The following is a 26005-nucleotide window of genomic DNA, read 5'->3' as shown; positions in this document are numbered from 1 at the left end:
GTAATCATTTTCTTGCTCTTGATCTTCTGCTAATCAACAAGAATAAGCAGATTAACAACAGCAAAGTTGAAGTAATACTAATAAATACTAGTTTGATATTTAATTTTTGATGTTTTGAAATTGAATAGGCTGCTAAATCACCTTTTAGTACTTCAACAGCGGGGAAATCATTATAATGCCATTTGTCCAGAATAGTTCCATTTTTAATTAGAACAAGTCCTGGATTTGATCTGACAATTGTTTTCAATTGAATTTCATCTGTATTGTAAAATTCAATTGGCAATTCATGATTTGTTTTAAAATCTTCACATTCTTGAGTTCCTGATGCTGTTAATGCAATGAAGGAGTATCCTTTTTCCAGAGCATACATTGACAGATCCTTAATTTTAGGAAGACTTTTCTCATTCAGTTTATCAATTTCTTTTGAAACTAAAATGAATGTGTAATTCTCATCGTGTAATACCTGATCGGTTATGTCTCCATCAATATCATTTGAAATCGAAAAGTCATGAATAGGAGGAGTATATCCTTCTTTGATTTTAATTTGTTCAGAGTCAACAAATACCCACGTGCTATCCTGCCAAGGATAATTGTTTTCGTCGAATTCCTTTACCACACCATCTTTTTCATATTTCAGAATGCTCTTGTATTCGTCAGCAGGAGCACCTTCTGGAATAATCATACCATCGCTGATATTGGCACCAATATGATAGGGTCTGAAATCGATAATTGGTAAATGCTTATATGAGTGTACTGAAATCCAAATTGAGAAAACAATAGAAAAGGCAACAAGCACGTTTTGTTCCCATAAAGGATATGATTTCTCTTTTTGTTTTCTGCTTAGAAACAAAATCAGTGTTAATGCAAGTATAATTACATTTTTACCAAATGTTTCCCAATTGCTAAGAATTAAAGCATCGCCAAAGCAACCGCAATCGGTAACCGGGTTGGTAATAGCCAAAACCAAAGTTAGTGGCGTGAAAATGCCCATGAAAATCATGGCACCCCATGCAGAAAGTTGCTTTCTAGCATTGAAGATTAGTGCCATACCAACGGCAAATTCTAGTGTTGATAAAAGAATTGCTAAAGGGAATGCAAGCGAAGTAAGTGCATCTAATCCAAATGCAGTAAAATAATCGGTGAACTTATAGGTAGACCCCATTGGATCCACAGCTTTTACAAATCCGCTGAAAATGAAAATTAAACCAACAATCAGGCGGCTGAAAAATCGAATTAAACTCATTTGATTTTGGATTTATTTAGGCGTTTTCGAATTCAATTTTAATTAGACCAAAAACCGAATAATTAATCATATCAAAGTAATTGGCATCAATTCCTTCCGAAATAATGGTCTTTCCCTGGTTGTCTTCAATTTGTTTTGTGCGATTAATCTTCATTAAAATTAAATCGGTGAAAGAACTTACTCTCATACTTCTCCAGGCTTCATCGTAATCGTGGTTTTTCGCTTCCATCAATTCTTTTGCTTCCTTAAAGTATTTCTGATACAATTCCAATGCTTTTTCATGGTCCATTTCTTCATCAGAAGTTCCTAGCTCTAACTGAATGATTCCCATAATTGCATAGTTCACAATACCAATAAATTCTGAGCGGATATCGTCTTCTATTTTGCTTGTTCCTTTGGTTTCAATGCTTCTGATACGTTGTGCTTTGATGTAGATTTGATCAGTCATGGAACTTGGGCGAAGAATTCTCCAAGCAGTTCCGTAATCTTGCATTTTCTTTGTGAAGATATCTGTACAGATTTCAATAATATGATTGTACTGTTGGTCTGTGTTATTCATAGTTTATTTTAGAAATTTTCCCGTAAAAGTACTAAATAAGGCAAAGCCATGGTATTTTATTTTACTTTTGCTTGGGTATTTGATCACTCAAATTGCTTATGCAAAATTAAAAAACTAATTGTTTTAACAGCGATATTCCTATGATTAAGTGTGGTAATCACTCAATAAATTTTGAAACTCCTTTGGTAATGGGGATTTTAAATATCACTCCCGACTCATTTTATGATGGAGGAAGTTATACTGAGGAGAAAACTATTTTGAACCGAGCAGAGAAAATTCTATCGGAAGGTGCAGATATAATTGATATTGGAGCATTTTCTACGCGACCTGGTGCTGATGATGTTAGCGAAGCAGAAGAGTACAACAGAATGACTCCGGCTGTAAAGACAATTAGAAAAGAGTTTCCTAATGCAATTTTATCAATTGATACTTTTAGATCAAACATTGCTAAGAGAATTGTAAATGAATTTGGTGATTGCATTATCAATGATATTTCTGGAGGAACCATGGATGAGAAGATGTTTGAAACCATGGGAGAACTTCAAGTTCCTTACATCATGATGCATATTAAAGGAACACCGCAAACTATGCAGAAAAATCCTTCTTATGAGAACTTAATTGGAGAGATTAAGACTTTTTTTGAGGAGAGAATTGTAAAGCTTACCGATTGCGGGGTGAAGGATGTGATTCTTGATCCTGGTTTTGGATTTGGAAAAACATTGGAACACAATTACGAAATTGTAGCTCGCTTGAATGAGTTTTCAGGTTTTAAACTTCCAATCCTAGCAGCTTTGTCAAGAAAATCGATGATTTATAAATATCTTGGAGGTACGCCAGATTCAAGTTTAAATGGAACTACAGCATTAAACATGATGTGCTTGGAGAATGGAGCAAATCTTTTACGTGTGCATGACGTAAAAGAAGCTGTTGAATGCGTAAAACTGCATAATATGATCAAATCACAATTGAAATAATAAATTTTCAGATAAAATTGTAATTTTGTTAATAGACCGAATTTAATATATAATGATCACTGCTTTTATCACTCTTGGGCTTTTCGATATTTTGGATATTCTTTTGGTAGCCTTTCTTTTGTATCAAGTTTACCTTCTGATTCGCGGTACAGTTGCCATTAATATTTTCGTAGGATTATTCTTGTTTTATCTTATGTGGCTGCTTGTACGTGCTCTAAACATGGAATTGCTGAGTAGTATTCTCGGACAATTTATTGGAGTTGGGGTGATTGCATTGATTATTGTTTTTCAGCAGGAAATTAGACGGTTCTTACTTATTCTTGGATCTAAATATAATGTAAACCAGAAATTTAGTTTAGAGAATTGGTTTACAAAGGATGAGGTTGGTTTTCAAGAACAGGAAATTGCCTCTATTGTTACAGCATGTGAACACATGTCTAAATCAAAAACAGGAGCTTTAATTGTAATTGCGAAAAATTCCGACTTACAGGCTTACGCCGATACAGGAAAGATTGTAAATTCAAGAGTTTCCGGAACATTGTTAGAGGCGATATTTTTTAAAAATTCTCCTTTGCATGATGGAGCAGTAATCATTGCCAATAATAGAATTCTTGCTGCTCGCTGTATTTTGCCGGTTACAGATAGTACTAATATTCCCGGAAGTTTGGGCTTACGACATCGTGCGGCCATTGGAATGAGTCAGGCAACCGATTCACATGTGATAACAGTTTCTGAAGAAACAGGGAATATCTCATATGTTATGGGTGGAAATATTAAAGTGCGAATTACTGGTGCCGATTTGAAGAAATTTTTAGCAGGAGATTACTCTGGATTTATCGTTTGAATCAATTCATCATAAATCCTTATGATTGCCTGAAAACATTTAAAATCGAAAAGTATGAAAATTGCCATATCAGGAAGTAATGGATTGGTTGGTTCACACTTGTGTGATTATTTGCAAGCTGAATTGGGTGCGGAAATTATAAAGATTCCCAGAGAAAGATTGTATGGAGACGCGAAATCTTTGGCTAAACTTCTTGATGGTGTAAATGTAATTATTCATCTTTCTGGCGCCTCGATTCTTTCCAGATGGACTAAAAATAGGAAAAAAATACTTCGTGATAGTCGTGTGGAAACGACTAAAAATTTGTGCAAAGCAGTTGCTTTCTTGAAAAATAAGCCTGATCAATTTATTTGTACATCGGCTGTTGGAATATATAATAATCTCAATGAGCATTCAGAGGAAAGTAAATCATATTCTCATGATTTTTTAGGCAAAGTTTGTATTGAATGGGAACAGGCTGCAATGGAAATGCAAAAACTAGATGTAGCAACTTCAATATTCAGATTGGGAGTGGTTTTAAGTAAACAAGGAGGAATCATTCAAAAATCATTGCCGTTTTTTAAACTAGGCATTGGCGGTCGTTTGGGATCTGGTAAGCAACAGTTTCCGTTTATTCATATTGATGATTTGATAAAAGTATATGGTTTTGTGATTAGTGAAAAATCAAAAGGAATATACAACTTGGTTGCTCCTGAAAATGTCAATAATGCTGATTTCACAAAAATGATGGCAAAAATATTAAAACGCCCTGCTTTTTGTCATATTCCATCATTCATTTTGAGATTATTACTTGGTGAAGCTTCTACTGTTCTGTTAAATGGACAAGATATCCTTCCGAATCGCCTGAAAAAAGAGGGGTTTGAGTATAAATGCTTAACCCTTGAACAAGCTCTTCGAGCTCTTATTTAGGGAGTTAGTTGAAAAACTTAATAACCGTTTTCGGATAGTTGACCAAGATTTTTGTACGTCTCAAGGAGTTTTAAGAGTGGTTAATCACAATAGCATTGATTTTTAGGTACATTCGTTTTAATTTTGATTAAACAAAGAATTATAGAATAATTAAAGAGGTGCCCAACATTGGGGCTTTTTTTCTGTAAATGGTTTTAGTTAAGATTAATCAGTAGCGTATGGGATTTAATTTTACTCCGGAAGTATTGATTGTGGATGATAGATTGGAGAATTTGGATCTAATAGGTGCGGTATTGGGAAAATTAGACGCAAAACTAGAGTTGATTCAATCTCCATTAGATGCCATCCGAAAAATTGAAGAGAAAGAGTATGCCTTAATTCTTCTTGATATTCAAATGCCGCAAATGGATGGATTTGCTCTTGCAGAGAAAATCCGATCTGGAATAAAGAATACAGAAACTCCGATTATTTATATAACCGCATTTTATCTCGATAAAGAAAGTGAACAAAGAGGTTACGATTGTGGTTGTGTAGATTTTATCATGAAACCTTTTAACTCAGCAATTTTAAAAAACAAGGTAAATATCTTCTTGGATCTGTATAAAAATAGAAAACAGAAGGAGGATCAAAATGTGAAGTTGAATCTTGTATTAAGAGATAAAGAGCTTTTTGAAAATAGGCTTAAAAATCTTGCAAGCAATTACAGAACAATTATTGAGGGACAGAGTGAGTTGATTCTTAAAATTAACAATTCACTTAAGATAGAGTTTGCAAATAGAGCATTTACAGATTTCTTTAACTACTCCTTAGATGGAGTTTCTATTAATTCAGTTGCAGATATTAATAGTGAACTTTCAGATCAAATATCGGTAGCCATTAAACAAATGAATGGTAAGAGTCAGTCAATTATTTTAGAAAAGCCGATTAAGAATCACCTATTGGAGCAAAAATGGATAGAATGGACCGTTTTTAAGCAAATGGAATTTAATGAAATGTACTATCATATTGTTGGTAGAGATGTTTCAGATAAAAAGCTCCTGAAGGATTCTTTAATTAAGAAGGAATTAATGATCCGAAAGATTCAGAAATTGACACGAGTTGGGAGTTTTGAATGGGATTCTTATACAAAAATACTTCGAGGTTCAACAGAGTTTTATCGCATTTATGAAATCTCTGATAAGGAGATTGATAGTGTTTTAGAGTGTATAAAAGAGAAGTTTCATCCTGAGGATTTGTTGGCCTTTGATGAGGTATTAAAAATTGATACAAAAGAAAATCAGAAACTTGAATTAAAGCATAGAATCATAACCCAGGAGCAAAAAATAAGACATATTCATCTTGAAATAAATGTTGAGTATAATTCCAAATTGGAAGTGCTTATTTATACCGGGGTTGCTTGGGATGTGACTGAAGATGTTGAAATGGAGACGACTTTGAAAAATAGTCTTGGTTTTGAGAGGGAAGATTATCACGACAAAGCATTTATCGAGTTGAATGAAAACAATGAAATCGTATACATCAATGATTTGGGTTGTAAGATATTGGAATGTAATGATCTGAGTAAAACAACAGGTATAAGTTTCTTTAAATTTATACCATCAGCTTTTATAGATAAAGCGGAAGAGTTGTTAAATTTCACAGAAAAGAAGAAAGATTTTGTTTTTGATGTTTTTAACATTCAATCCCAAAAAGGAAACTTGAAAAAAGTAATTCTTATTGCCTTTTTATATAATGATCGTCGCATTCGTTTATTAATGAATGAATTGCCTCAGTTCAATGATGAAGGAATTATTGAAGATAAATATCAGTCTGTGATTTCAGATTTAAAAGGTCATGAAGAAGAGCTAGAAAGGAATGCGATTGAAATGCAGAATAAAATTAATCATGAACTATTGGTTAATGAGTATCAAAATCAATTGCTAACTCAAAAGTCAGAACTTGAATCTTTGGGTAAAATGGCAAGTAGTGTAGTTAATGAAATCAATCAACCTCTTTCTGGAATATCCATGATTGTAGACAATATTCTATTGAGGTTGTCGAAAGATATAATTGATAAAGATTACATAGAAGAAAAGTGTCAGCAGGTATTTAAGGATATTGATAGGATTAAAACTTACCTGTCTCAGATTAGTATTTTTAATTCATCACAAAATGAAAGTTGCGATGCTTCGGTTGATGTAAATAATGTTGTACAGGATGCTGTCAATTTAATGAAAAAGCAATACAAAAACTCTAATGTTGATATTCAATTAAAAGTTGATCCTGATTCGCTTTATATATGTGGAAACAAGTACAAACTACAGAAAGTTATTGTCGATATATTGAATAATTCATACGAATCAATAGGTGAAAAGCTGAAAAGAAGCAATTCCAATGAAAGTATGGAAGATAAAATTCAAGTAAAGACAAAACTTATAGAAAATGAGGTGGTTGTGTCGATTAAAGATTTTGGAGAAGGAATCGATCCAAGGAATTTAAATTCCATTTTTGAGCCTTTTTATTCTACAAAACAAGAGAAAACGAATTCAGGTCTGAGCTTGTATGTAAGTAAGAATATTGTACAGAAAATGAATGGAGAAATTAAAGTTCGTAGTAAGAAAAATCAGTACACCGAAATGAAATTAATTTTCCCATTTGAACAAATGATAGAGAAAAAATAGGTATATTTTAAGGAAAGTTAACACTATACAACCCCTATGATTTCAGTTAGTAATCTTAGAATTCTGATTTTGGATGATGAACAATTGGTTCGTGATGAACTGAGTGAGTTTCTTATTGATCCAAATTTTCAAATTTTTAAAGCCAGTACCCCTTCTGAAGCTTTTGAGATTATGAACCGTAATGAGGTGCATATTGCAATTGTTGACGTTAATTTACCTGAAATGAGTGGTTTGGAGGTTCTTGAGAAGATAAAGAAAGAACATTCCGAGATTGAAGTCATCATGATTAGTGGTTATAGTGAAATGGATTCGGTAATTCATTCTATGAGACTTGGGGCTTCCGATTTTTTCACGAAACCATTCCGCTTGAGAGATGTTGAACATTCTATTGAGCGAACAAAGAAATTTGTGAATCTGAATAAGAGTTTGCAGGAAGTAAAACGAAACTATTCAATTATATCGAAAGAATTTTATGAGGCGATGGGCTACGAAATTGTAGGGGAAAGTCGCCACATGAAGAACCTTATAAATTTAATTGGTAAGGTCGCTAAAACAGAGAATACCTCGGTTTTAATAACAGGAGAAAGTGGCACTGGTAAAGAGTTGGTGGCCAGGGCAATTCATTATTTAAGCAGTAGGAAAGAAAACTGTTTTTATGCGGTGAATTGTAGTGCGATTCCTGAAACCTTGTTCGAAAGTGAATTTTTTGGACATACCAAAGGTGCCTTTACGGGTGCTTCTGATACCAAAACAGGCTGGTTTGAGGCAGCAAATAAAGGAACACTTTTTTTGGATGAGATTGGAGATATGCAGTTAAATCTACAAACAAAGTTTTTACGTGTTCTTGAAGACCGAAAGATTAGAAAAGTAGGTTCTAATATTGAAATTCCTTTTGATACACGAATTATTGCAGCAACCAACCAAAATTTAGAAGAGCTAAGTAATGAAAAGGGTTTTCGATTAGATTTGTATCATAGGATAAGTTCTTTTGTAATTCATTTAGAGCCGTTACGTAATAGAAAGGAAGATATTCCTTTGTTATTAGATTATTTTGTGAAGTATTTTAATAGGATAATGGCTAAAAATATAAATGAAGTGGATGAAGCAGTTGTTAGAAAATTATTAGCCTATGAGTTTCCTGGAAATGTGAGGGAGTTGAAAAATATGGTTGAAAGAGCAGTTATTATTTGCGATACCAATAAACTTGGATTGTCTAATTTTCAACTAAATGATATTAAGGAAAATTATTCTGATCATTACCATTATCCTTCTGAAGAAATTTTAGATTTGGAATTGGTGGAAAAGAACTGTATTCTAAAGGCTTTAGAGCGTTCGAATTATAATAAATCTAAGGCTGCAGATTTATTAAATATCACCTGGCAATCATTGGATCGGCGAATCAAAAAATACAAAATAGAAAAGTGAAAATCTGGATTATTCCAGATTTTTTTTACATCCATTTTCGGATATATCCATTTTTTTAAAACAGTCTTAAATTGTAAAATCAATAAAATCAAGCTATTCATAAAAGCACTGGTATGAATTAAAATTTGATGTCCGAAATTGGATAAAACTATTGAAAAAAATGTATGTGCTAGAATAGCAGGCTTTTAGTATTCTGTTTTACTATTCTTAAACATTTGTATCCGAATGTGGATATTTGCTAATGCCTTAAAAATAAGTTGCAAGAGTGTTAGTATCCACATAATCAATATGATAGATATTTTGGTATTTTAATTGAATGTAAAGACACGTTCTAATATCTAATTGATATGGGTGTTTTAATATTGGAAGGTGATAGTTTTAAAATTCTTCCTTCATCAGGAAAGACAATGAATATTTTATTTATAAAAGAGAATAGATCGCTAATAGGTGAATTGAAAGAATATATTCACAGTTTGGATGCACAGGCTTATTTTGCTGATGATCCATTGGAAACTGAAGTTATTCTTAATCATACATCTATTGATCTGGTAATTATTCCTCTTAAAGCATTATCTAATTTAGAAATGCTAAAATACATTAATGATAATTTTAAGAAAACAAAAGTTGTTATTACTGTTGATCGAGAGGAACAGAGTTCAAAAATTGGAAACCGTAAAACTTTATATACAAATTACGATCTGTTGCAGAAGCAATTAAGATTGTTTGACCTTAAAAAAGCTATTGGTTCAGGATTAGATTATAGTCCGAACTAATTGCTCTATTCACTTTAAAACCTAACCATGATTTGGTTAAAATTTGCAGAAAATTAGCTTGGTGTGGGAGTAGGCAATTTGCTTACTTCCCATCCAGTTAAAAGAAAGAAACAAACCTTATTACTCAATTCTATTCATTTTAAAACAACAGTTATGACACAAGAAGTTCAAGACGATTTGGTAAGAATTAAAGAGAGACTTAGAATTCTTGATGACAAGAAGAAAAAAGTAGCTAAAATTATTGGAATAACAGATGTTTACTTGTCATACATTCTTAACGGAAAGAGACCTCTAACTGCTAATGTTAAATCAAAACTATTTGATTACTTAGGACTAAGCTAATTTTTTTTAGTCATAGTCGTTTAACTAATATTAAAAATCAGGAATAGCTTCGAAATATTGAAATTATTACCTGATTTTTTTTAATTGGTTTTTGTTGTGTTATGATGACTATTATTTTGTAAATTGAATGTAAGTAAAAGATAATCAAAGTTTAAGCAAAAGTAAACAAGCTTTTAAATTTGTTTTATGAAGCTAAAGACATATATAGTAGTTGTAGTTTTAGTACTTTCTTCTTTTTCTAAAATACTTGCCCAAGGACGTGCCGGGGTATGGTATTTTGGCGAAAATGCAGGTTTGAATTTTAATATTGACCCTGCGGCACCATTAACTGATGGTGCATTAGATACTGAAGAGGGATGTGCAACTGTTTGCAATGCTCAAGGCGATCTTTTATTCTATACTGATGGAATTACGGTGTATAATAAAAATCACGCTGTAATGGCAAATGGAAATGGATTGGATGGAAATGTTTCTGCAACTCAATCTTCTATTATTGTGCAGCAACCAGGTAGTAGTGTATTGTATTACATTTTTACTGTTGATGCTCATCAAAATGCTTTAAGAAATGGCTTGAGATATTCGATTGTGGATATGTCAATGAATGGTGGCTTGGGACAAGTTACGACCAAAAACGTTGTGGTGTTTAGGAATGAAGTTTGTGAAAAAGTTACTGCAGTAAAACATGCAAATGGCACGGATTTTTGGGTGCTTACTCATGAGTGGGGGAATAGACGGTTTTTAGCTTATCAATTAAGTGCAGCAGGTTTGTCAGCTGCCGTTACTAGTTCCGTAGGTATAGTTCATAATTCTGACAGAAGATCTTCTATTGGTTATATGAAAACTTCACCAAATGGGAGCAAGCTTGCTGTTGCAATTTATACAGAAAACATGGTGGAATTATTTGATTTTAATTCTTCTACCGGACAAGTATTAAATCCAATACAGATTAGTAGTTATACTTCTCCTTATGGTGTGGAATTTTCTCCATCAGGTGAATTTTTGTATGTGAGTTTGTATACACTAGGAGAACTGTATCAATTTAATATTTCATCCAATAATCAGGCTACTATTAATGGCTCAGCACAGCTGTTAGGAAGCGGAGCATGGTATTATGGTGCATTGCAATTGGCACCGGATAATAGAATATATTTAGCGAAAACAAATAATTCAGCAACAAGTGGGAGTTTAAATTTGGATGTGATTAACAATCCAGATGTTGCTGGAGCAGGAAGTAATTTTGCGGCAGATTCGAAAAATTTGTCAGGAAGAAGATGTTGGTTAGGCCTGCCCAATTTTGTTACCAGTATTTTTAGTCTGGAATTTGCATATCAATTCGACTGCGAAGGAGATGATACAGAATTTACAATTACTTCTGATTTAACCAATATTGCTAGTGCAACCTGGGATTTTGGAGATGGAACTACACTGACAAGTAATGTAAGTCCGTTTACCGTAACTCATGTTTTTCCTGCCGCAGGTACTTACGATGTTAATCTAGAAGTAAATTTAATTTCAGGTGGCACTGATAATGTGACACAGTCCATTGTTATAAATACATTACCAACGGCTAATGATCAAACTATGTCAGTGTGGGAAGATGTGATTGGTGGTGGCGTAGCTTCAGGAATTGATCTTACCGCACTTCAATCAGCTATAAACGGAGGTGCAGGTATTACTTATGTATGGTACTCTGATGGTGGTTTAGCAACTGTAGTTCCCGATCCTACTAATGTAAGTGCCACAAATGGTCAGCAATTTTGGGTGCAAGTAGATGATGGAAATTGTATTGATGTAGCGGTAGTAACCGTAACAGTGAATGCTTTGCCTCAGGCTGTAGATCAAAACCCTGTAGTTTGTGAGGATAATTATAATTCTGGAATTACTTCGAATATAGATTTAACTCAACTTGATAATGCAATTACAAATGGCAATGCATTGCCCGTTACTTGGTTTCATGATGTTGGGTTAACTAACCCAGTTACCAATCCTACTGATAGAACTGTTTCCAACGGAGAAGTTTTTTATGCTGAGGTGTCTACTTCAACAGGGGCAAGTGTTGCTACAGTAACGTATACTGTTGAAAGTTTGCCAGAGGGCAATGACATAACAATTCAGTTATGGGAAGATACTTTTGGAAGTGGAACGGCATCAGGTGTTGACCTGACTTCTTATGATAGTACTGTCTCTAATGGAAGTCCAGTTGTATGGTATGAAGATGCAGCATTTGTGAATTTGGTTTCTAGTCCTGGAAATATTACAGTTAGTGATGGTGATGTTTTTTATGCATTTATCGATAATGGTAACTGTACAAATCGCGGAAGTGTTGAGTTTATTGTGCGTTCATCGCCTATAGCGAATGATCAGAATGTTAGTGTTTGTGAAGATGTAGCAGGTAGTGGTGTTGCTTCAAATATAAATTTAACAGACTTGAATGGTGCTATTAATGGAGGAACAACAAGCACTGTAACCTGGTATGATGATGATGGATTTACAGTCTTGGTAGCTGAGCCTACAAATGCTGCTGTTACTGATGGACAGCAGTTTCATGTTTTAGTAGAAAGTGGAGGTGAGTCTAATACTGCTGTTGTTACCTACTCGGTGTTGCCATTGCCGATTGCAAATGACCAAAACATTACGGAGTTTGAAGATGTTCCGGGATCAATGACGGCGACAGCTGTTGATTTAACAACGCATAATAGTGCCATAACTGGAGGACAATCTGTAAATGTGGAGTGGTATCTCGATTCTGCTTTGAGCAATTTGGTTCCGAATCCAAGTGCACAGGATGTGACAGATGGTGATATTTTCTATGTTTTGGTTTCCAATGTAAGCTGTTCAAATGTAGCTACAGTGCAATTTTCAGTGTTAAATACTCCTGTTGCCAGGGATGTTTTTCCTGAAGTTTGTGAAGATGTTGCAGGAAGTGGTAGTGCATTTGTAGATTTAAGCTTGCTTGAAAATCAAATTAATGAAGGAAATGGTGATGCATTTACTTGGTTTTTTGATTGGCCAACAGAGCCCAATGGATTGCCAACAAACCCTATTGCTGATCCAACAAATGTCAATGCTACAAATGGTGTGAGATACTTTGCAGCTGTTGATGATGGTTTAAATACGAATGTTGCTGTAGTAACTTATATAGTAAGAGCTTTACCAACGGCATTGGATATTGTTATAGATGTTTGGGAAGATAGTTTCGGAACGGGGCTTACAACCGGAATAAATCTATTGAATTACAATTCCAATATCAGTGGAGGAAGTACTTCTACAGTTACCTGGTATACAGATGTAGGATTAACGAATGCAGTTTTGACGCCTGATAATGTAAGCGTTGTTGATAATGATGTTTTTTATGCTTTGGTGCAAGATGCTAATTGCTCAAATAATGGAAGTGTTACATTTAATGTTAGGCAGTTACCAGAAGCCAATGATCTGCAAATTCAACTTTGTGAAGATACTCAAGGATCAGGAATAGTCACCGGTTATGATTTGACTCGACTAGAAACTGCTGTAAATAATGACCCTGGAACAGTAAAAGAATGGTTTTTCGATTCAGCTTTAACACTTCCTGTGCCGAATCCATCAGATGTAAGTGTAAGTAATGGTGACGATTTCTTTGTGAGAGTTAGTTTTGGAGTAGAAAGCAATGTAGGGCAAATAGATTTTACGATTAATCCATTACCTCAGGCTCAGAATCATTCTGTAGTTCTTTGTGAAGATAGTTTTAATACAGGAGTTGTTAATGGTGAAGACCTAAGAATTTATGAAAGTAATATCAGTTCAAGTCCTGGTATATCTTTGGTATGGTATGCCGATGATTCATTTACAAATGCGATTGTGAATCCTGGTAATGTGCAGATTTCCGATGGGGATATTTTTTATGCCCGTGTTTGGGACGGAACTTGTGAAAGTTTTGGAGAACTCGATTTTACAATTACAGCTTTGCCTGAAACTACAACAGTAACAGAAAATCTGTGTGAAGAAACATTTGGAAGTTCAGTCATTGGAAATGTTAACCTTACTGATTTTGAAAGTTCGTTAAGTCAGGACCCAAATGCTATGATTCAGTGGTATGAGGATGATCGTTTAACCATACCAGTAAATGATCCATCTAATCAAATAGTAAGTGATCAAAGTGCTTATTATGCATTGGTAACTAATAGTAATAGCTGTGAAAATACTGCAAGATTAAACTTTTTCGTAAATCCGTTACCTGTAGCTAATGATCTGATGATTGAATTGTGTGAGGATGAAGCTGGAGGAGGAGTGGTTGATAATTATAATTTGTCTGATTTAGATCAAAGGATATCTGGTGTAGGTTCAATTATATCGTGGTTTCAGGATGTAGATTTATCTGATGCTGTGAACACTCCTTTATCAAATCAAATCAGCAATAACTTGGTTTTATATACTCAGGTTACTGATGGTATGTGTGAAAATACATCCACAGTTAGTTTTACGGTTAATGATAAACCTATTTTTGATTTAGGCGCGGATACAACTATCTTCTATACAGAAAGTAAAGTTTTAGCTCCTGCAATTGAAATAAGATTTTTACCAGGTACTTATTTGTGGCAAGATGGAACAACCTCATCCACCTATATAGTAACAGAGGAGGGGAAATATACATTGGTGTTTACAGATTTCAATGGATGTGTGGGTGAAGATGATATAATGGTATATGTAGATCGATATAGAATTTTTGTCCCTAATGCATTTACGCCTAATGGCGATGGGTTGAACGATACATTTGGTCCCGTAATAACTGGAGACATTATAGGAGAAGAAATAGAAATGTACATCTATAATCGTTGGGGAGAAATGATTTATGAATTTACTGATTTAGGAGAAGGATGGGATGGAACTTATAAAGGGAAACCCGTAAATACTGGAGTTTATGTATGGACTCTTATTATTAATGGGAAGTCAAAACAAGATGGCTCCGTTTCTTTAATAAGGTAAGATGTTAAAATGGAGAATTGTTCATATAATCATTTTGATTGTGCTCTCACAGGTTGTTAAGGCGCAGGATATAGAATTTTCTCAATTTTATGCCAACCGTTTGTATTTAAATCCGGCTTTAGCAGGATCGGAATTTGCTCCGGTTGCATCATTGTCATATCGTAATCAATGGCCGCAAAACAATAAGCCATTTGTAACCTATACGATTTCTTACGATCAATATGTTGATATTATGCATGGTGGATTGGGTCTTTTACTGATTCAGGATAATCAGGGAGATGGAGCAATTAAAACTACCATGGTCTCAGGGGTGTATTCATACTCCCTAAATATAAACAGAAATTTTTCGGTGAATACAGGCCTTAAAGCTACATACGTACAAAGAAAGTTAGATTGGGAATCTCTCGTTTTTTCAGATATGATTGATCCTTTGTATGGTGTAATATATCCCGGACGGGAGATTCAGCCAGGGAGTTTATCTCATTCATATATCGATTTTTCGCTTGGGATAGTAGCAAATTATAAAAACTTTTATTTGGGAGCTGTTGCTGATCATTTATCAGAACCCGATGAAGCATTTGACAGTGATAACAATTCTGCTGTTTTACCGAGAAAATATACGGTTCATGCAGGGGCTGCAATTCCTATTGGATATTCAAGAGGATTAATGAAAAGTGATTTCATGATTTCACCAAATATTTTGTATCAGAAGCAGCAAGATTTTGAGCAAATGAATTATGGATTGTATTTTTCAAGAACCAATTGGGTTGTTGGTACTTGGTTTAGACAGAATCTATCATTTGATTTTGATGCATTTATTGTGCTTTTAGGATATCAAACAGATAGGTTAAGGATAGGTTATTCATATGACTATGTAGTATCAAAATTGGTGAAAACCAACTCTGGAGCTCATGAGATTTCTCTAACATATTTATTGGGAAAAACTCGCACATCTTGTTCAGGATCACACTATTTTAGAAAAAAGAAAAGAATTAGGGCAATTCGTTGTCCAAAATTTTAATGGATAAAAAAAGACCAATTGTCAAAGAATTATATTTATCTGTTTAAGTTTAATTAACTGGTTAACAAAAGTTAAGATTTCTTAAGAGTGGTCTAATGTGGTGTAAAAGTTTATGAATTTAAAATTAGAAAGTATATATTTATATATTGTGAAGAAGGCTGATTATATAGTGTTTAGAATGATAAGTTCGTTAAAAAGCATAACCTCATTGGTATTTGTTTCTTTGCTAATTTGTTGTTCGTTTTCAGCTCAAGCGCAGCAAACTCAAAAAGAGAGAGATTCTTTGCGAACTTTGAAAATATTAAAGGATGCTTTAAATAGCGCTGTGCAAAATAATTCGAGTACTGAGTCGGCAGAACTTGATATGGAAATCGATGGATTGATTATGGATGAGACAATATCAAAAGTTGGTCGGGATTTTTTTGATATGTTTTATGCAACCTGGAATGCACCTAAAAATGCTAAGAATTTTACAATTACCATTAAGGAAATGGTTTTACCTGGATTAGCAACTCAAATTACCATATTAGTTAATGATGAAGAGGTGTTTAAGCAGAGAGTTCAGCCGCGTAACGATATTATGGAACAAATGTCAAATTATGCAATATATAAAACAACAAGATATTTAAGCAACTACGAAAGAATGAAATCGCAACTTGATGGAGATGATCAATCAGGTTCGGGTATTTTTTAACCTTAAAATGATACATCATGAAATATTTAAAAGCAATAATCATAGTCGCTTTATTTTTTCTAGCTCAACCTATTGGAGCAATGGCGCAGGATTTTGTTTATACTCCAATAAATTCAAATTTTGGTGGAAATCCATACAATTACAATTGGTTGATAAATTCGGCAAAACAGCAAGATAAAATAGAAGATCCTACTCAAGAGGATAGTTTTAATCAAGATCCATTAGACGATTTTGAAACCAATTTGAATAGACAAATATTAAATCAGCTATCGAGCAGATTGGTGAGTCAAATTTTTGGAGACGGGGGTGATTTGGAGACTGGGAGTTATAATTTAGGTAGCTATAAAGTAGATATAATGGAAGATGCAAGTGGTGTTACCGTTAATATTCAAGATATAAGGAATGGAAACTATACCAATGTCGTCATACCAAGTTATTAAAATTACTACTAATTATTATACCTCTTTAAATCTCTCTATATGAAAAGATTTATACCACTTTATCTACTGGTAATTTTTATTTTCAGTGGATGTGTACCTTATTTTAACCAACCATTAACTGAACAGCGAGCAGAAATTGGAGCAGAAACTCCTGTTAGAAAAAATCTGGTCGGATTACCAGAACCACGAGAGAAAATTGTGGCAGCAGTATATAAGTTCCGAGATCAAACCGGACAATACAAGCCTTCTGAGACTGGTGCAAATTGGTCTACAGCTGTCACGCAAGGTACCACTTCAATATTATTAAAGGCAATTGAGGAATCAGGTTGGTTTATACCTCTTGAGCGAGAAGGGTTGAATAACCTGTTGAATGAGAGGAAGATTATTCGATCAAGTAGAGCGAATTATGCTGGTAAAGATGATAATACTCAATTGTTGCCGCCATTATTGTTTGCAGGAATTGTTTTAGAAGGTGGAGTGATTAGTTATGATGCAAATGTAATTACCGGAGGTGCCGGTTTAATGTATTTTGCAGCTGGAGGTTCGGGTCAATATCGTCAGGATAGGGTTACGGTATATTTGCGCGCAATTTCGACTAGTAATGGTAGGATATTGAAGACAGTTTATACTTCAAAAATGATATTATCGCAAAAGGTTGATGCAAGCCTGTTTAGATATGTGAAATTTAAGCGACTCTTGGAGGCTGAAACCGGATTTACCTACAATGAACCATCCGAAATGGCGGTGAAAGAAGCTATTGAAAAAGCTGTTGAATCCTTAATTATAGAAGGAGTTATTGAAGGGTTGTGGGATCTTAAGAACCCAGAAGAGGTTAATTCTGATGTAATAACTAGATATGTAGAGGAAAAAGAAGAAAATCAAGAATCAGATTTCTTTGATCAACTGATAAGCAAGAGACGTCATAAATTCGGGATTGGTATTGAAGGAGGATCTTGGCTGTATATGGGAGATTTTAGTCATACGGAAATGGAAGCTTGTGGTGGAGTATCCTTGCTCTACGATACTCAATCTTTCATGCAGTTTAAAGCTAGTATTACGCGAGGAGATTTAGCTACAACAAAACATTTTCAAAAAACCTTTAATTCGCTAGATGTAACAGCAAAATATCGACTTTTGCCTTATAAGGATTGGACGCCTTATGTTGAGGGCGGTGTTGGTTTGTTTTCAGAACATGATAAATCAGCATTTACATTTGATCTATCAAATTCTATACATGCCCAAGCAATTTATGGAGCTGGGGTTGAATTTTTACTCAACGATAGATTTGGATTAAATTTTTCAGTATTGAATCATTATATCTTCAATGATAAAGTAGATGGATTAAAACAAGGACACTACAATGATTATTTTTGGGAAGGAAAAATAGGACTTAATTTTTACTTTGATAATCTATGGAAAAAGAACAATAAAAAAAGAGTAAGAAAACAGAAGGTTAGGAAGAAACCTAAGTCAGACGTTGAGTCTGTTGAATAAAATAAAAGTAAAAAAGAAAAAGGGTTAGATTAGTTTCTAACCCTTTTTTGTACACTTGATTTTTCTTTTAATATTCTTGTGTGAGTCAGTAAAAGCAATGGTTCAAGAGGCTTGTTTAATTTAAATTAACTATTTAAACAGTATTTAAAAACTTTGTTTGGTTTGATCAATATCTTTTAAATACTCATCATATAAATGTATGTTTTGATGTAAACTAACATTTTATTTTCAATTTAACTTTATACTTTAGTTTTCGAATTAAGAACATAAATCATCAAATAATACATTAAAGATTAATTAAAACAATTCACGCAGGGAAACCTGTTTTTCACTTTAAACCAAAAAATTCAAACCATGAAAAAGATTTTATTCGTCTTTTTAGCAGTCGTAATGACAGGAGCATATTCTTTTGCTCAAGTAAACATTTCTGGTGTAAATCAGAATGGTAATGGCAATAATGCCAATGTAAATCAAACTGGTGTTTTAAACATTAGTGGTGTATCTCAAAATGGAGATGTTAATGATGCTGATGTTGATCAGAAAGGTTTAATTAATATATCAGCTATTAAGCAGGGTGGTGATAATGGATATGCAAAAGTATTCCAATTTGGAATGCTAAATTTTGCTGACATTGATCAGACTGGGAACTTTAATAATGCTGTTATTTCTCAGTTTGGAAATTACAATGATGCGATAGTTGATCAATGGGGTGGTATGTACAATTGGTCTACTATTTTCCAAAATGGTGATGAAAACTATGCTTACACATATCAGGCTGGTTCTATGTATAATAATATTGAAGTAGGTCAGTATGGAGATAATAACTATGCTCATATGGTTCAGTATGATGGTCAGTACAATTGGATTACTGCTCGTCAGCGTGGAAATGGAAATGATGTGAGAGTTGAACAAGATGGTGGCATGGGTAACTGGACAAGAACGCTTCAAAGAGGAGATGAGAACAGAGCGTATGTTGATCAATTCGGAGGTACTTATAACTGGGCAATAGTTAAGCAATTTAATGATAAAAATGAAGTTGACATCTTGCAAGATGGTGGTTATTGGAATACCGCTAAAGTAAGACAAAATGGATATGAAAACACTGCTAAAACAGAGCAATATGGTGGTGAATTTAATAGATCAAAAGTTGTTCAGGTAGGAACAGGAAATGATGTTTATTCATATCAGGCTTCAGGAGAAAGAAACAAAATCAATGTTTACCAAAATGGTGATAACAACTACGCTTATGCAACTCAAACTGCAGGTAAAAGAAATAGAATTGTAACTGAACAATTCGGTACTGTAAACAGAAGTGTTGTAACTCAGGTAGAAGGAAAAAGAAATTTAGCAGACGTTTATCAGTCAGGAGATTATAACAATGCAGAAGTGAATCAAACTGAAGGAAAATCAAACGTAGCATTTGTAACTCAATATGGATATTATAATGACGCTAAAGTTAATCAAGAGTTAGGTAGAAAAAATGATGCTGATGTATATCAAGTAGGTGATATGAATGATGCTGATGTTTATCAACTTGGAGGTATATTTAATAAAGCATATGTAGAGCAATATGGTGAAGAAAATGAAGCTGGTATTGCACAAGTTGCTAATCTTTCTACTACTGCATGGATTGGTCAGTTAGGTAATGAGAATGAAGCTGGTGTACTTCAAGTTTTAAATAGCAATTCAATTTCAGAAATTGCACAAATAGGTGATTTAAATAGTGCTGCTATTGCTCAATTGGGTACAGAAAATACTTATGCAGGAATTGGTCAGTTTGGTATTAATAATGAAGCTGCTATCGTTCAGTTTGCTGTAGCTAACAGTGAAGCTCTTATTTTACAAGAAGGAAATGGTAATGAAGCTCTTTCAATTCAAGCATTGGGTGTAAATAATGATGCAGATGTTATGCAGTTAGGATCATACAATAAGTCTTATACTTTACAGGTTGGAAGCAACAATACTGTTGATGTATATCAAAATGGTTTAGGACATATGTCTTCAGTAACTCAATTTGGTAATGGAAATACTGCTGTAGTATCTCAATACAATGCAGGTGTAAATCCATAATTATTTGAATTGATTTGATTGATTTATAATAAATGTAACCGCCAAATTGCTGAAATAATGCAGTTTGGCGGTTTTTTCTTATCGTTTATTTTAAGACATTTTAAACATTTGTTTAAGTTTTCTTATGCTTTTTTAGACTCTATAAAAATTAGCATGTGGAGAATACGGTTTAATCAAGAGTAATAATTCGTTCATGTAAAAATAAAGGTGTTTGGAAAGGCTTTTTTTTAATTTAGATAAAAGATCTACTAAGGCTATAATTGGTCTTCATAGATCGAATCAGAGCTCTTTATACTATACTAGATTTTATTTTAATTCACTTTAAAACCTTTAAAAAAATCAACCATGAAAAAATTATTATTTCTGGTAGTTGCTGTGGTTTTTGCAGTATCTTCTGCTTTCGCACAGGTAAACTACTCTACAGTAGACCAATTGGGTTTTGGTAATACAGCTGGTGTTACCCAAGTTGGATGGTACAACATGAGTGATGTTGACCAGTTTGGACTATGGAATGACGCAACAGTTGACCAAGAAGGTCTTGCTAACATTTCTTACATTAATCAGTTTCTTGTTGGTAATTCAGCTATGGTTAATCAGCTTGGCATTCTTAATGTATCGTATGTTGATCAGGTAGGATTCTTTAATATGGCTTACGTTGATCAAATGGGATTACACAACATTTCTAGAGTACTTCAATTGGGCTTATTAAATATGGCAGGTGTTAGTCAAACAGGCTGGTTTAATATGTCTTACGTAACTCAGTTTGATTTCTTAAATACTGCGATGGTGATGCAATTGGGATTAGCTAATCTATCAACTATTTTGCAAGCTAATCACAATAATATTGCTATGGTAGATCAAATGGGACGCTTTAATCGCAGTGATGTTCTTCAATTAGGTGCATTGAGTAGTGCTAATGTTTGGCAAATGGGAGTTCGTAACTCTTCTAACATTACTCAAATTTTACCAATTTTTACTGATGCAACGGTAATTCAATATGGTAGAATGAATCGTTCTGATGTGTTCCAAAGAAGAGGTGCATATAATAGTGCATTTGTAAACCAGTGGGGATTGCGTAATAGTGCAAGAGTAACTCAGTTGTTTGGTCAATTTAATAATGCAACCATTACTCAGCTATATGCATTTAACAGAGCACGTACTATGCAAATTGGTGGTTTTAGTAATGTTGCTAACATTCACCAAAATGGTATTTGGAATATGGCTTCGACCTATCAAAGAGGAGGTTTAGATAACGAAGCATATATCATGCAAAACGGTCGTGCAAATCGTGCACGTACGGTTCAAGTTGGTGGAGACCATAATGTATCAAGAACTTATCAAATTGGTACTCGTAACTATGCTTTTGTTGAGCAAATTCATGAATCAAAAGGAGATGTTGAGGTATTCCAAAAAGGATACAGACATTTTGCTGATGTAACTCAAAAGTACGGTTCTGGTGATCGAGCAACAGTTAAGCAATTTGGAACTCATCAAACAGCTTACATTTCACAACTTTATGGAACTAAGAATAAAGCGAAGATTACTCAGAAAGATCATGGTAACTTAGCAATCATAGATCAGATTGGTGGTAAGAAAAATAAAGCCAAGATTTTCCAAAAAGGTGAACACAACTTCTCATTTGTAGGACAATTTGGAGGTAAAAAATCTGATGCATTTGTTGAGCAAAGAGGTGATGATAACAGAGGTTGGGTATTCCAGTTTGATCAAGAAGAAAGTTTAGCTGATATCTTGCAAGATGGAGATCGTAACGTTGCTGTAATTGCACAAATGGACGGTATGTACAATAGTGCTACTATTCTTCAGACAGGTGATGACAATACTGGTTTAACTTATCAGTGGGGTGACAATAATACTTCATTCCTTGAGCAAATTGGTAATGATCACTTTGGTCTTGTAATTCAGAATGGTAACGAAAACTTCGCTGTTACTCAACAGGGTAATGCAGGTGTTGTATTCTCACCATGATCCAATGAAATTATAAAGTAAAATTCCCACTATTGTGGGAATTTTCTTCTTAAAATCTTCACTAAATCGCTTATGCTTTATTTAAAAAAATACATTTGGTGCGCTCTGTTCTTATGTTTTAATAATTTTGTAATTGGGCAGAATTATAATCAGGAAGACCAACTTCTAAATCAATTGAATTATGGTCTTGCCAAAGCCATCGAAGGAGAAAATGTTATCTCTGCTATTCAATTTGGAAATGAGAATGAATTAATGATTTCTCAATTCAGTAAAGAACAGGTGGCAATCATCCAACAGGTTGGTGTTGAGAACATATTAGAGGCAGTTCAGAAGGGGAATCGCCAAGTTATTGAGATTTTTCAGCGAGGAGATTTAAATTTTGTTGAATCTGCCTTAACTGGGAACAACATTTCCTCTAGCATTCACCAATATGGTGATAACAATTCATTGCAACAAGAAGTTATTGGGAATAATAAGAGCTTTGAAATTACACAAGTTGGAAATGACAATGAATTAATTCAAATAGATACCGGAAATTCTACCAAAGGTTATAGTGTAAGCCAAGTAGGAAATGGTATGACTGTTATAATACAAAGTGGTTTGTGAATACAGAGCAGGTTTAAATGGTTGGGGTATCCTTTGGGGTACCCCTTCTTCTTTTAAGATATTTTACGGAAATTAAATATATTTTTTATCAAATTATAGTATTTTAACGCTTTCCTTATTGATTTTATATTAACTATTAGATATTTTTAATACTCGTAATCAACTACTATAAGATGATACTAAGAACTTTTATGTTTGGAGTTTTGTTGTTTTTGATAATTAGTACCTCTGCAGCCCAACCTGAAAAGAATAAAATGAAAGCTTGGATTGAAATAGAAGGCGAGATTAAGAATCTTACACTTAGTGCCAAATTCAAAAATGAAGATGGTAAAACAATTGCTATTAACTACGTTTTAAAGACTAAAAAGGAAGGTCGTTCAGGAAATTCAACATCAACACAAAAGGGAAAATGCATTTCTTCAAAAAATAAGCAGCTCACATTATCTAAAGTAAGGTTAAATTTATCTAAGAAGGATAATTTGTTTGTGAGTTTGATCGTTTATCACAATAAGCAGTTGGTTGCTCAAGATTCGGTTGTTTTACATGGAGATAATGAGTAAATTAAGAAAAATTAAAATAGCTACCAGAATATGAAAAAATTCTACACACTCTTTGGACTATTTATTGTCTTCGGATTGTCCATGTTTGTAATATCATGTAATGAAAGTACAGTGGAACCTGATCTATATGGTTCAATCAGTGGAACGGTAAAGGCTTCGGCTAGTAATTTACCAATGGAAGGCGTAACAATTACTACTAATCCTGGAACTACTTCAGTAACAACAAATGCTGAAGGAGAATTTAGTATTGAGAAAGTGTTAGTTGGTGATTACTCTGTTACAGCAACTAAGGAGGATTATTCTTCACAAAGTATAAATATTAAAGTAACAGAAAATCAAAATAATTCAATGAGTTTTTTACTTACAGTAGCTCCACTTGATAGTAAAATTCCGGATGACATTACTTATGTTTCCCCTGCTGATATTGAGGATGATCAAACTAAATTACCCACGGAAGTTGAGTTAAAATGGAGAAATGGAGAAACGGAAAAGGGTGATACTTTGCGTTTTGATGTGATACTGTATGAAGGAGCAGATGACGCTGAAGGAACAAAAGTAGTTTCGAACATTTTAGATACAACTTATACTGTCAAGAATCTGAAATTTGAAACAACTTACCTTTGGAAAGTTGTGGCTAGAAATAAACAATTGGATGAAGTAGAAGGTAAAAAGTGGAGGTTTGCGACAGAGGATTTTCCTAAAAATCCTTATTTGTTTGTGAAAGACACATTGGGTTCGAGAGATATTTACTCCTGGGATCTTCAAGATAATCACTTGGTTAGACTTACTACAGAGGGGAGCAGTCAGGTGTTTCCTCAGATTTCGCCTAATACTCAAACTATAGCTTATTCATCAAATGAGTCAGGTAAATATCATATTTATACAATGGATACGAGAGGTAATAATGTGAAACAGATTACAAGTGAGTTTCCGGTAGAAGGCTTTCATAGTTCTGGTGAAGGATTTTGTTGGGCACCAGATGGAGGAAGTATTGTATATGCTCATAATGAAAATTTATATCGTATAGGTTATGAGGGTGCTGGGTTTGATTTAATTTCAAAAGCTCCTGTAGGATGGACTTATAAAGGGTGTGATTATATTAATGGTTTTGATGGTTTTGATGGTGTTGAAAAAATAGTTGTATTGGCTCAAGGGCCAAAATCCTATCAAAATGAGATTTATTTAATGAATCCAGAAGATGGTTCTGGACTTACTAGGTTATTACCTGATGAGTTTGGTACTGTGTCTAATCCTGTTTTTTCACCTAATGGGAAAAAAATTATTTTTTCGAGGGATACGATTGTAGAAAGAGATAATGGAAGACGTTTTGATGTTAGGATATATAGTATTAATGTTGATGGAAGTGAATTGACGGATTTATCGGGAGATGATAAGACCGGTAATGATATTCAGGCTAGATTTTCAGAAACAGGGGAAAAAATTATTTTTATGAACGTTGCTAATGATGGTGATGGTCCAAAAACGATTTGGACAATGGATGACGATGGCAGTAATAGAACACAATTAATTAGTAGTGGACAAATGCCTTTTTGGTATAATCCGCATTGATAGTCCTGTTTAAATAATTTAGCATCTGAGAAGTTTTCAGGTGCTTTTTTTGTGCATAAAAAAAGCCTTCCGTCTGGAAGGCTTTTGTATTTTTTCGAAGTAAGATTAGAATCTTCTTTCTTTGATTCTTGCTTTCTTACCAGTAAGTTCGCGTAGATAGTAGATACGAGCTCTTCTAACACGACCTCTTTTGTTTACTTCAATTTTTTCAATGAATGGAGAAGTGAAAGGAATAATTCTTTCCACACCTACGTTACCAGACATTTTTCTGATGGTAAAAGTCTTAGTAGATCCTGATCCTTTAATTTGGATTACAACACCTCTAAACACCTGAGTTCTTTCTTTGTTACCCTCTTTAATTTTGTAAGAAACGCTAATAGTATCACCTGCTTGGAATTCAGGAGTTTCAATACCACTTTTGAAAGCTTCTTCTGCAACTTTAATTAAATCCATTGTTTTAATTTATTAAGGTTTAACGAGCGCAATATTCACAATTTATCTGTAGATCTGCCAGAGATTACGCACGATTTCGCCGCAAAATTAATAAAAATTTCAAAGTTAAAAAGGTAAATGTTAGATTTTTTGGAGGAAAAAGTAATTATATCAATACAATATTAAACTTGAGTTCGAGGTAAAATTGCTATAAATAAAATGAGGAAAGATTGTCGGAGAAAATGGCTGTAGAAATTTCCCAAGGCCATTGTTCGATTGGTAATGCTGTTTCTGAACTTAAATAGACACATAAACCGAAAGGAAAAAGGGCTTTTAAAATTTTTAAGTGCATTGCCGGCAAGAAAATGAGGGTTTGAAAATCAATAGAGAGATTGCCAATTGAAAAATGAGGATATTGAACTTCAAAACGACTATGTCACTT

General features: G+C 33.8%; 20 protein-coding genes. 17 read left to right on the top strand and 3 right to left on the bottom strand.

Annotated features, from left to right (window positions below):
• Positions 1–4: 4 nt before the first annotated feature.
• On the bottom strand, positions 5–1243 hold the full coding sequence (locus DF185_RS16020) for a BT_3928 family protein (RefSeq protein ID WP_110361771.1): 1239 nt from the start codon (positions 1241–1243) through the stop codon (positions 5–7).
• A gap of 16 nt (positions 1244–1259) precedes the next feature.
• On the bottom strand, positions 1260–1802 hold the full coding sequence (locus tag DF185_RS16015) for a DUF1599 domain-containing protein (protein WP_110361770.1): 543 nt from the start codon (positions 1800–1802) through the stop codon (positions 1260–1262).
• Between the two features lie 140 nt (positions 1803–1942).
• On the opposite strand from DF185_RS16015, the gene folP reads away from it, so the two are divergent.
• The 17 genes from folP to DF185_RS15930 all read left to right on the top strand — a co-directional run bounded on the left by folP (position 1943) and on the right by DF185_RS15930 (position 25131).
• On the top strand, positions 1943–2776 hold the full coding sequence (folP, locus tag DF185_RS16010; RefSeq protein ID WP_110361769.1) for a dihydropteroate synthase: 834 nt from the start codon (positions 1943–1945) through the stop codon (positions 2774–2776).
• Between the two features lie 52 nt (positions 2777–2828).
• A complete protein-coding gene (gene cdaA / locus DF185_RS16005; RefSeq protein ID WP_110361768.1) occupies positions 2829–3620 on the top strand; it encodes a diadenylate cyclase CdaA in 792 nt (263 codons plus the stop codon).
• A 54-nt stretch (positions 3621–3674) separates the two neighbouring features.
• Positions 3675–4529 (top strand): TIGR01777 family oxidoreductase, encoded by an 855-nt coding sequence (locus DF185_RS16000; RefSeq protein WP_110361767.1) that lies wholly within the window; start codon positions 3675–3677, stop codon positions 4527–4529.
• A gap of 218 nt (positions 4530–4747) precedes the next feature.
• Positions 4748–7189: a response regulator gene (locus DF185_RS15995; RefSeq protein ID WP_110361766.1), complete on the top strand. Its 2442-nt coding sequence runs from the start codon at positions 4748–4750 to the stop codon at positions 7187–7189.
• A gap of 36 nt (positions 7190–7225) precedes the next feature.
• A complete protein-coding gene (locus DF185_RS15990; protein WP_110361765.1) occupies positions 7226–8614 on the top strand; it encodes a sigma-54-dependent transcriptional regulator in 1389 nt (462 codons plus the stop codon).
• A gap of 347 nt (positions 8615–8961) precedes the next feature.
• The gene (locus tag DF185_RS15985) at positions 8962–9387 is read left to right on the top strand and encodes a hypothetical protein (RefSeq protein ID WP_110361764.1); all 426 of its coding nucleotides are present in this window, start codon (positions 8962–8964) and stop codon (positions 9385–9387) included.
• A 153-nt stretch (positions 9388–9540) separates the two neighbouring features.
• Positions 9541–9729, top strand: a complete 189-nt coding sequence (locus DF185_RS15980) for a helix-turn-helix domain-containing protein (RefSeq protein WP_054720643.1) — start codon at positions 9541–9543, stop codon at positions 9727–9729.
• A 186-nt stretch (positions 9730–9915) separates the two neighbouring features.
• Positions 9916–14691: a T9SS type B sorting domain-containing protein gene (locus DF185_RS15975; RefSeq protein ID WP_110361762.1), complete on the top strand. Its 4776-nt coding sequence runs from the start codon at positions 9916–9918 to the stop codon at positions 14689–14691.
• Position 14692: 1 nt separating this feature from the next.
• On the top strand, positions 14693–15712 hold the full coding sequence (locus tag DF185_RS15970) for a PorP/SprF family type IX secretion system membrane protein (protein WP_110361761.1): 1020 nt from the start codon (positions 14693–14695) through the stop codon (positions 15710–15712).
• 112 nt (positions 15713–15824) lie between these two features.
• Entirely contained in the window at positions 15825–16406 is a 582-nt protein-coding gene (locus tag DF185_RS15965; RefSeq protein ID WP_110361760.1) for a CsgE family curli-type amyloid fiber assembly protein, read from the top strand.
• A 17-nt stretch (positions 16407–16423) separates the two neighbouring features.
• A complete protein-coding gene (locus tag DF185_RS15960; RefSeq protein WP_110361759.1) occupies positions 16424–16846 on the top strand; it encodes a curli production assembly/transport component CsgF in 423 nt (140 codons plus the stop codon).
• Between the two features lie 39 nt (positions 16847–16885).
• Positions 16886–18340, top strand: coding sequence for a CsgG/HfaB family protein (locus tag DF185_RS15955; RefSeq protein ID WP_110361758.1), 1455 nt, complete (start codon positions 16886–16888; stop codon positions 18338–18340).
• Positions 18341–18694: 354 nt separating this feature from the next.
• Positions 18695–20410, top strand: a complete 1716-nt coding sequence (locus DF185_RS15950; protein ID WP_110361757.1) for a hypothetical protein — start codon at positions 18695–18697, stop codon at positions 20408–20410.
• Between the two features lie 345 nt (positions 20411–20755).
• A complete protein-coding gene (locus DF185_RS15945) occupies positions 20756–22396 on the top strand; it encodes a hypothetical protein (RefSeq protein ID WP_110361756.1) in 1641 nt (546 codons plus the stop codon).
• A gap of 72 nt (positions 22397–22468) precedes the next feature.
• Complete coding sequence (locus tag DF185_RS15940) at positions 22469–23002, top strand: hypothetical protein (protein WP_110361755.1); 534 nt, start codon at positions 22469–22471, stop codon at positions 23000–23002.
• A 173-nt stretch (positions 23003–23175) separates the two neighbouring features.
• Positions 23176–23562: a curli-like amyloid fiber formation chaperone CsgH gene (csgH, locus tag DF185_RS15935; RefSeq protein WP_110361754.1), complete on the top strand. Its 387-nt coding sequence runs from the start codon at positions 23176–23178 to the stop codon at positions 23560–23562.
• A 30-nt stretch (positions 23563–23592) separates the two neighbouring features.
• Positions 23593–25131, top strand: a complete 1539-nt coding sequence (locus DF185_RS15930; protein WP_110361753.1) for a carboxypeptidase regulatory-like domain-containing protein — start codon at positions 23593–23595, stop codon at positions 25129–25131.
• A gap of 105 nt (positions 25132–25236) precedes the next feature.
• Here the strand turns inward: DF185_RS15930 and rplS are convergent, their stop codons facing one another.
• The gene (rplS, locus tag DF185_RS15925) at positions 25237–25584 is read right to left on the bottom strand and encodes a 50S ribosomal protein L19 (protein WP_110361752.1); all 348 of its coding nucleotides are present in this window, start codon (positions 25582–25584) and stop codon (positions 25237–25239) included.
• Positions 25585–26005 lie beyond the last annotated feature (421 nt).

This window comes from Marinifilum breve (assembly GCF_003202155.1).
Lineage (GTDB): Bacteria > Bacteroidota > Bacteroidia > Bacteroidales > Marinifilaceae > Marinifilum > Marinifilum breve.
Note: the sequence above shows the minus strand (reverse complement) of the source record. Positions and strands in the feature narration are given on the sequence as shown.

What these genes read in the sequence shown, in the direction of transcription:
- DF185_RS16020 (WP_110361771.1), bottom strand. Translation starts at nt 1,243, where the DNA reads ATGAGTTTAATTCGATTTTTCAGCCGCCTGATTGTTGGTTTAATTTTC.
- DF185_RS16015 (WP_110361770.1), bottom strand. Translation starts at nt 1,802, where the DNA reads ATGAATAACACAGACCAACAGTACAATCATATTATTGAAATCTGTACA.
- folP (WP_110361769.1), top strand. Translation starts at nt 1,943, where the DNA reads ATGATTAAGTGTGGTAATCACTCAATAAATTTTGAAACTCCTTTGGTA.
- cdaA (WP_110361768.1), top strand. Translation starts at nt 2,829, where the DNA reads ATGATCACTGCTTTTATCACTCTTGGGCTTTTCGATATTTTGGATATT.
- DF185_RS16000 (WP_110361767.1), top strand. Translation starts at nt 3,675, where the DNA reads ATGAAAATTGCCATATCAGGAAGTAATGGATTGGTTGGTTCACACTTG.
- DF185_RS15995 (WP_110361766.1), top strand. Translation starts at nt 4,748, where the DNA reads ATGGGATTTAATTTTACTCCGGAAGTATTGATTGTGGATGATAGATTG.
- DF185_RS15990 (WP_110361765.1), top strand. Translation starts at nt 7,226, where the DNA reads ATGATTTCAGTTAGTAATCTTAGAATTCTGATTTTGGATGATGAACAA.
- DF185_RS15985 (WP_110361764.1), top strand. Translation starts at nt 8,962, where the DNA reads ATGGGTGTTTTAATATTGGAAGGTGATAGTTTTAAAATTCTTCCTTCA.
- DF185_RS15980 (WP_054720643.1), top strand. Translation starts at nt 9,541, where the DNA reads ATGACACAAGAAGTTCAAGACGATTTGGTAAGAATTAAAGAGAGACTT.
- DF185_RS15975 (WP_110361762.1), top strand. Translation starts at nt 9,916, where the DNA reads ATGAAGCTAAAGACATATATAGTAGTTGTAGTTTTAGTACTTTCTTCT.
- DF185_RS15970 (WP_110361761.1), top strand. Translation starts at nt 14,693, where the DNA reads ATGTTAAAATGGAGAATTGTTCATATAATCATTTTGATTGTGCTCTCA.
- DF185_RS15965 (WP_110361760.1), top strand. Translation starts at nt 15,825, where the DNA reads ATGAATTTAAAATTAGAAAGTATATATTTATATATTGTGAAGAAGGCT.
- DF185_RS15960 (WP_110361759.1), top strand. Translation starts at nt 16,424, where the DNA reads ATGAAATATTTAAAAGCAATAATCATAGTCGCTTTATTTTTTCTAGCT.
- DF185_RS15955 (WP_110361758.1), top strand. Translation starts at nt 16,886, where the DNA reads ATGAAAAGATTTATACCACTTTATCTACTGGTAATTTTTATTTTCAGT.
- DF185_RS15950 (WP_110361757.1), top strand. Translation starts at nt 18,695, where the DNA reads ATGAAAAAGATTTTATTCGTCTTTTTAGCAGTCGTAATGACAGGAGCA.
- DF185_RS15945 (WP_110361756.1), top strand. Translation starts at nt 20,756, where the DNA reads ATGAAAAAATTATTATTTCTGGTAGTTGCTGTGGTTTTTGCAGTATCT.
- DF185_RS15940 (WP_110361755.1), top strand. Translation starts at nt 22,469, where the DNA reads ATGCTTTATTTAAAAAAATACATTTGGTGCGCTCTGTTCTTATGTTTT.
- csgH (WP_110361754.1), top strand. Translation starts at nt 23,176, where the DNA reads ATGATACTAAGAACTTTTATGTTTGGAGTTTTGTTGTTTTTGATAATT.
- DF185_RS15930 (WP_110361753.1), top strand. Translation starts at nt 23,593, where the DNA reads ATGAAAAAATTCTACACACTCTTTGGACTATTTATTGTCTTCGGATTG.
- rplS (WP_110361752.1), bottom strand. Translation starts at nt 25,584, where the DNA reads ATGGATTTAATTAAAGTTGCAGAAGAAGCTTTCAAAAGTGGTATTGAA.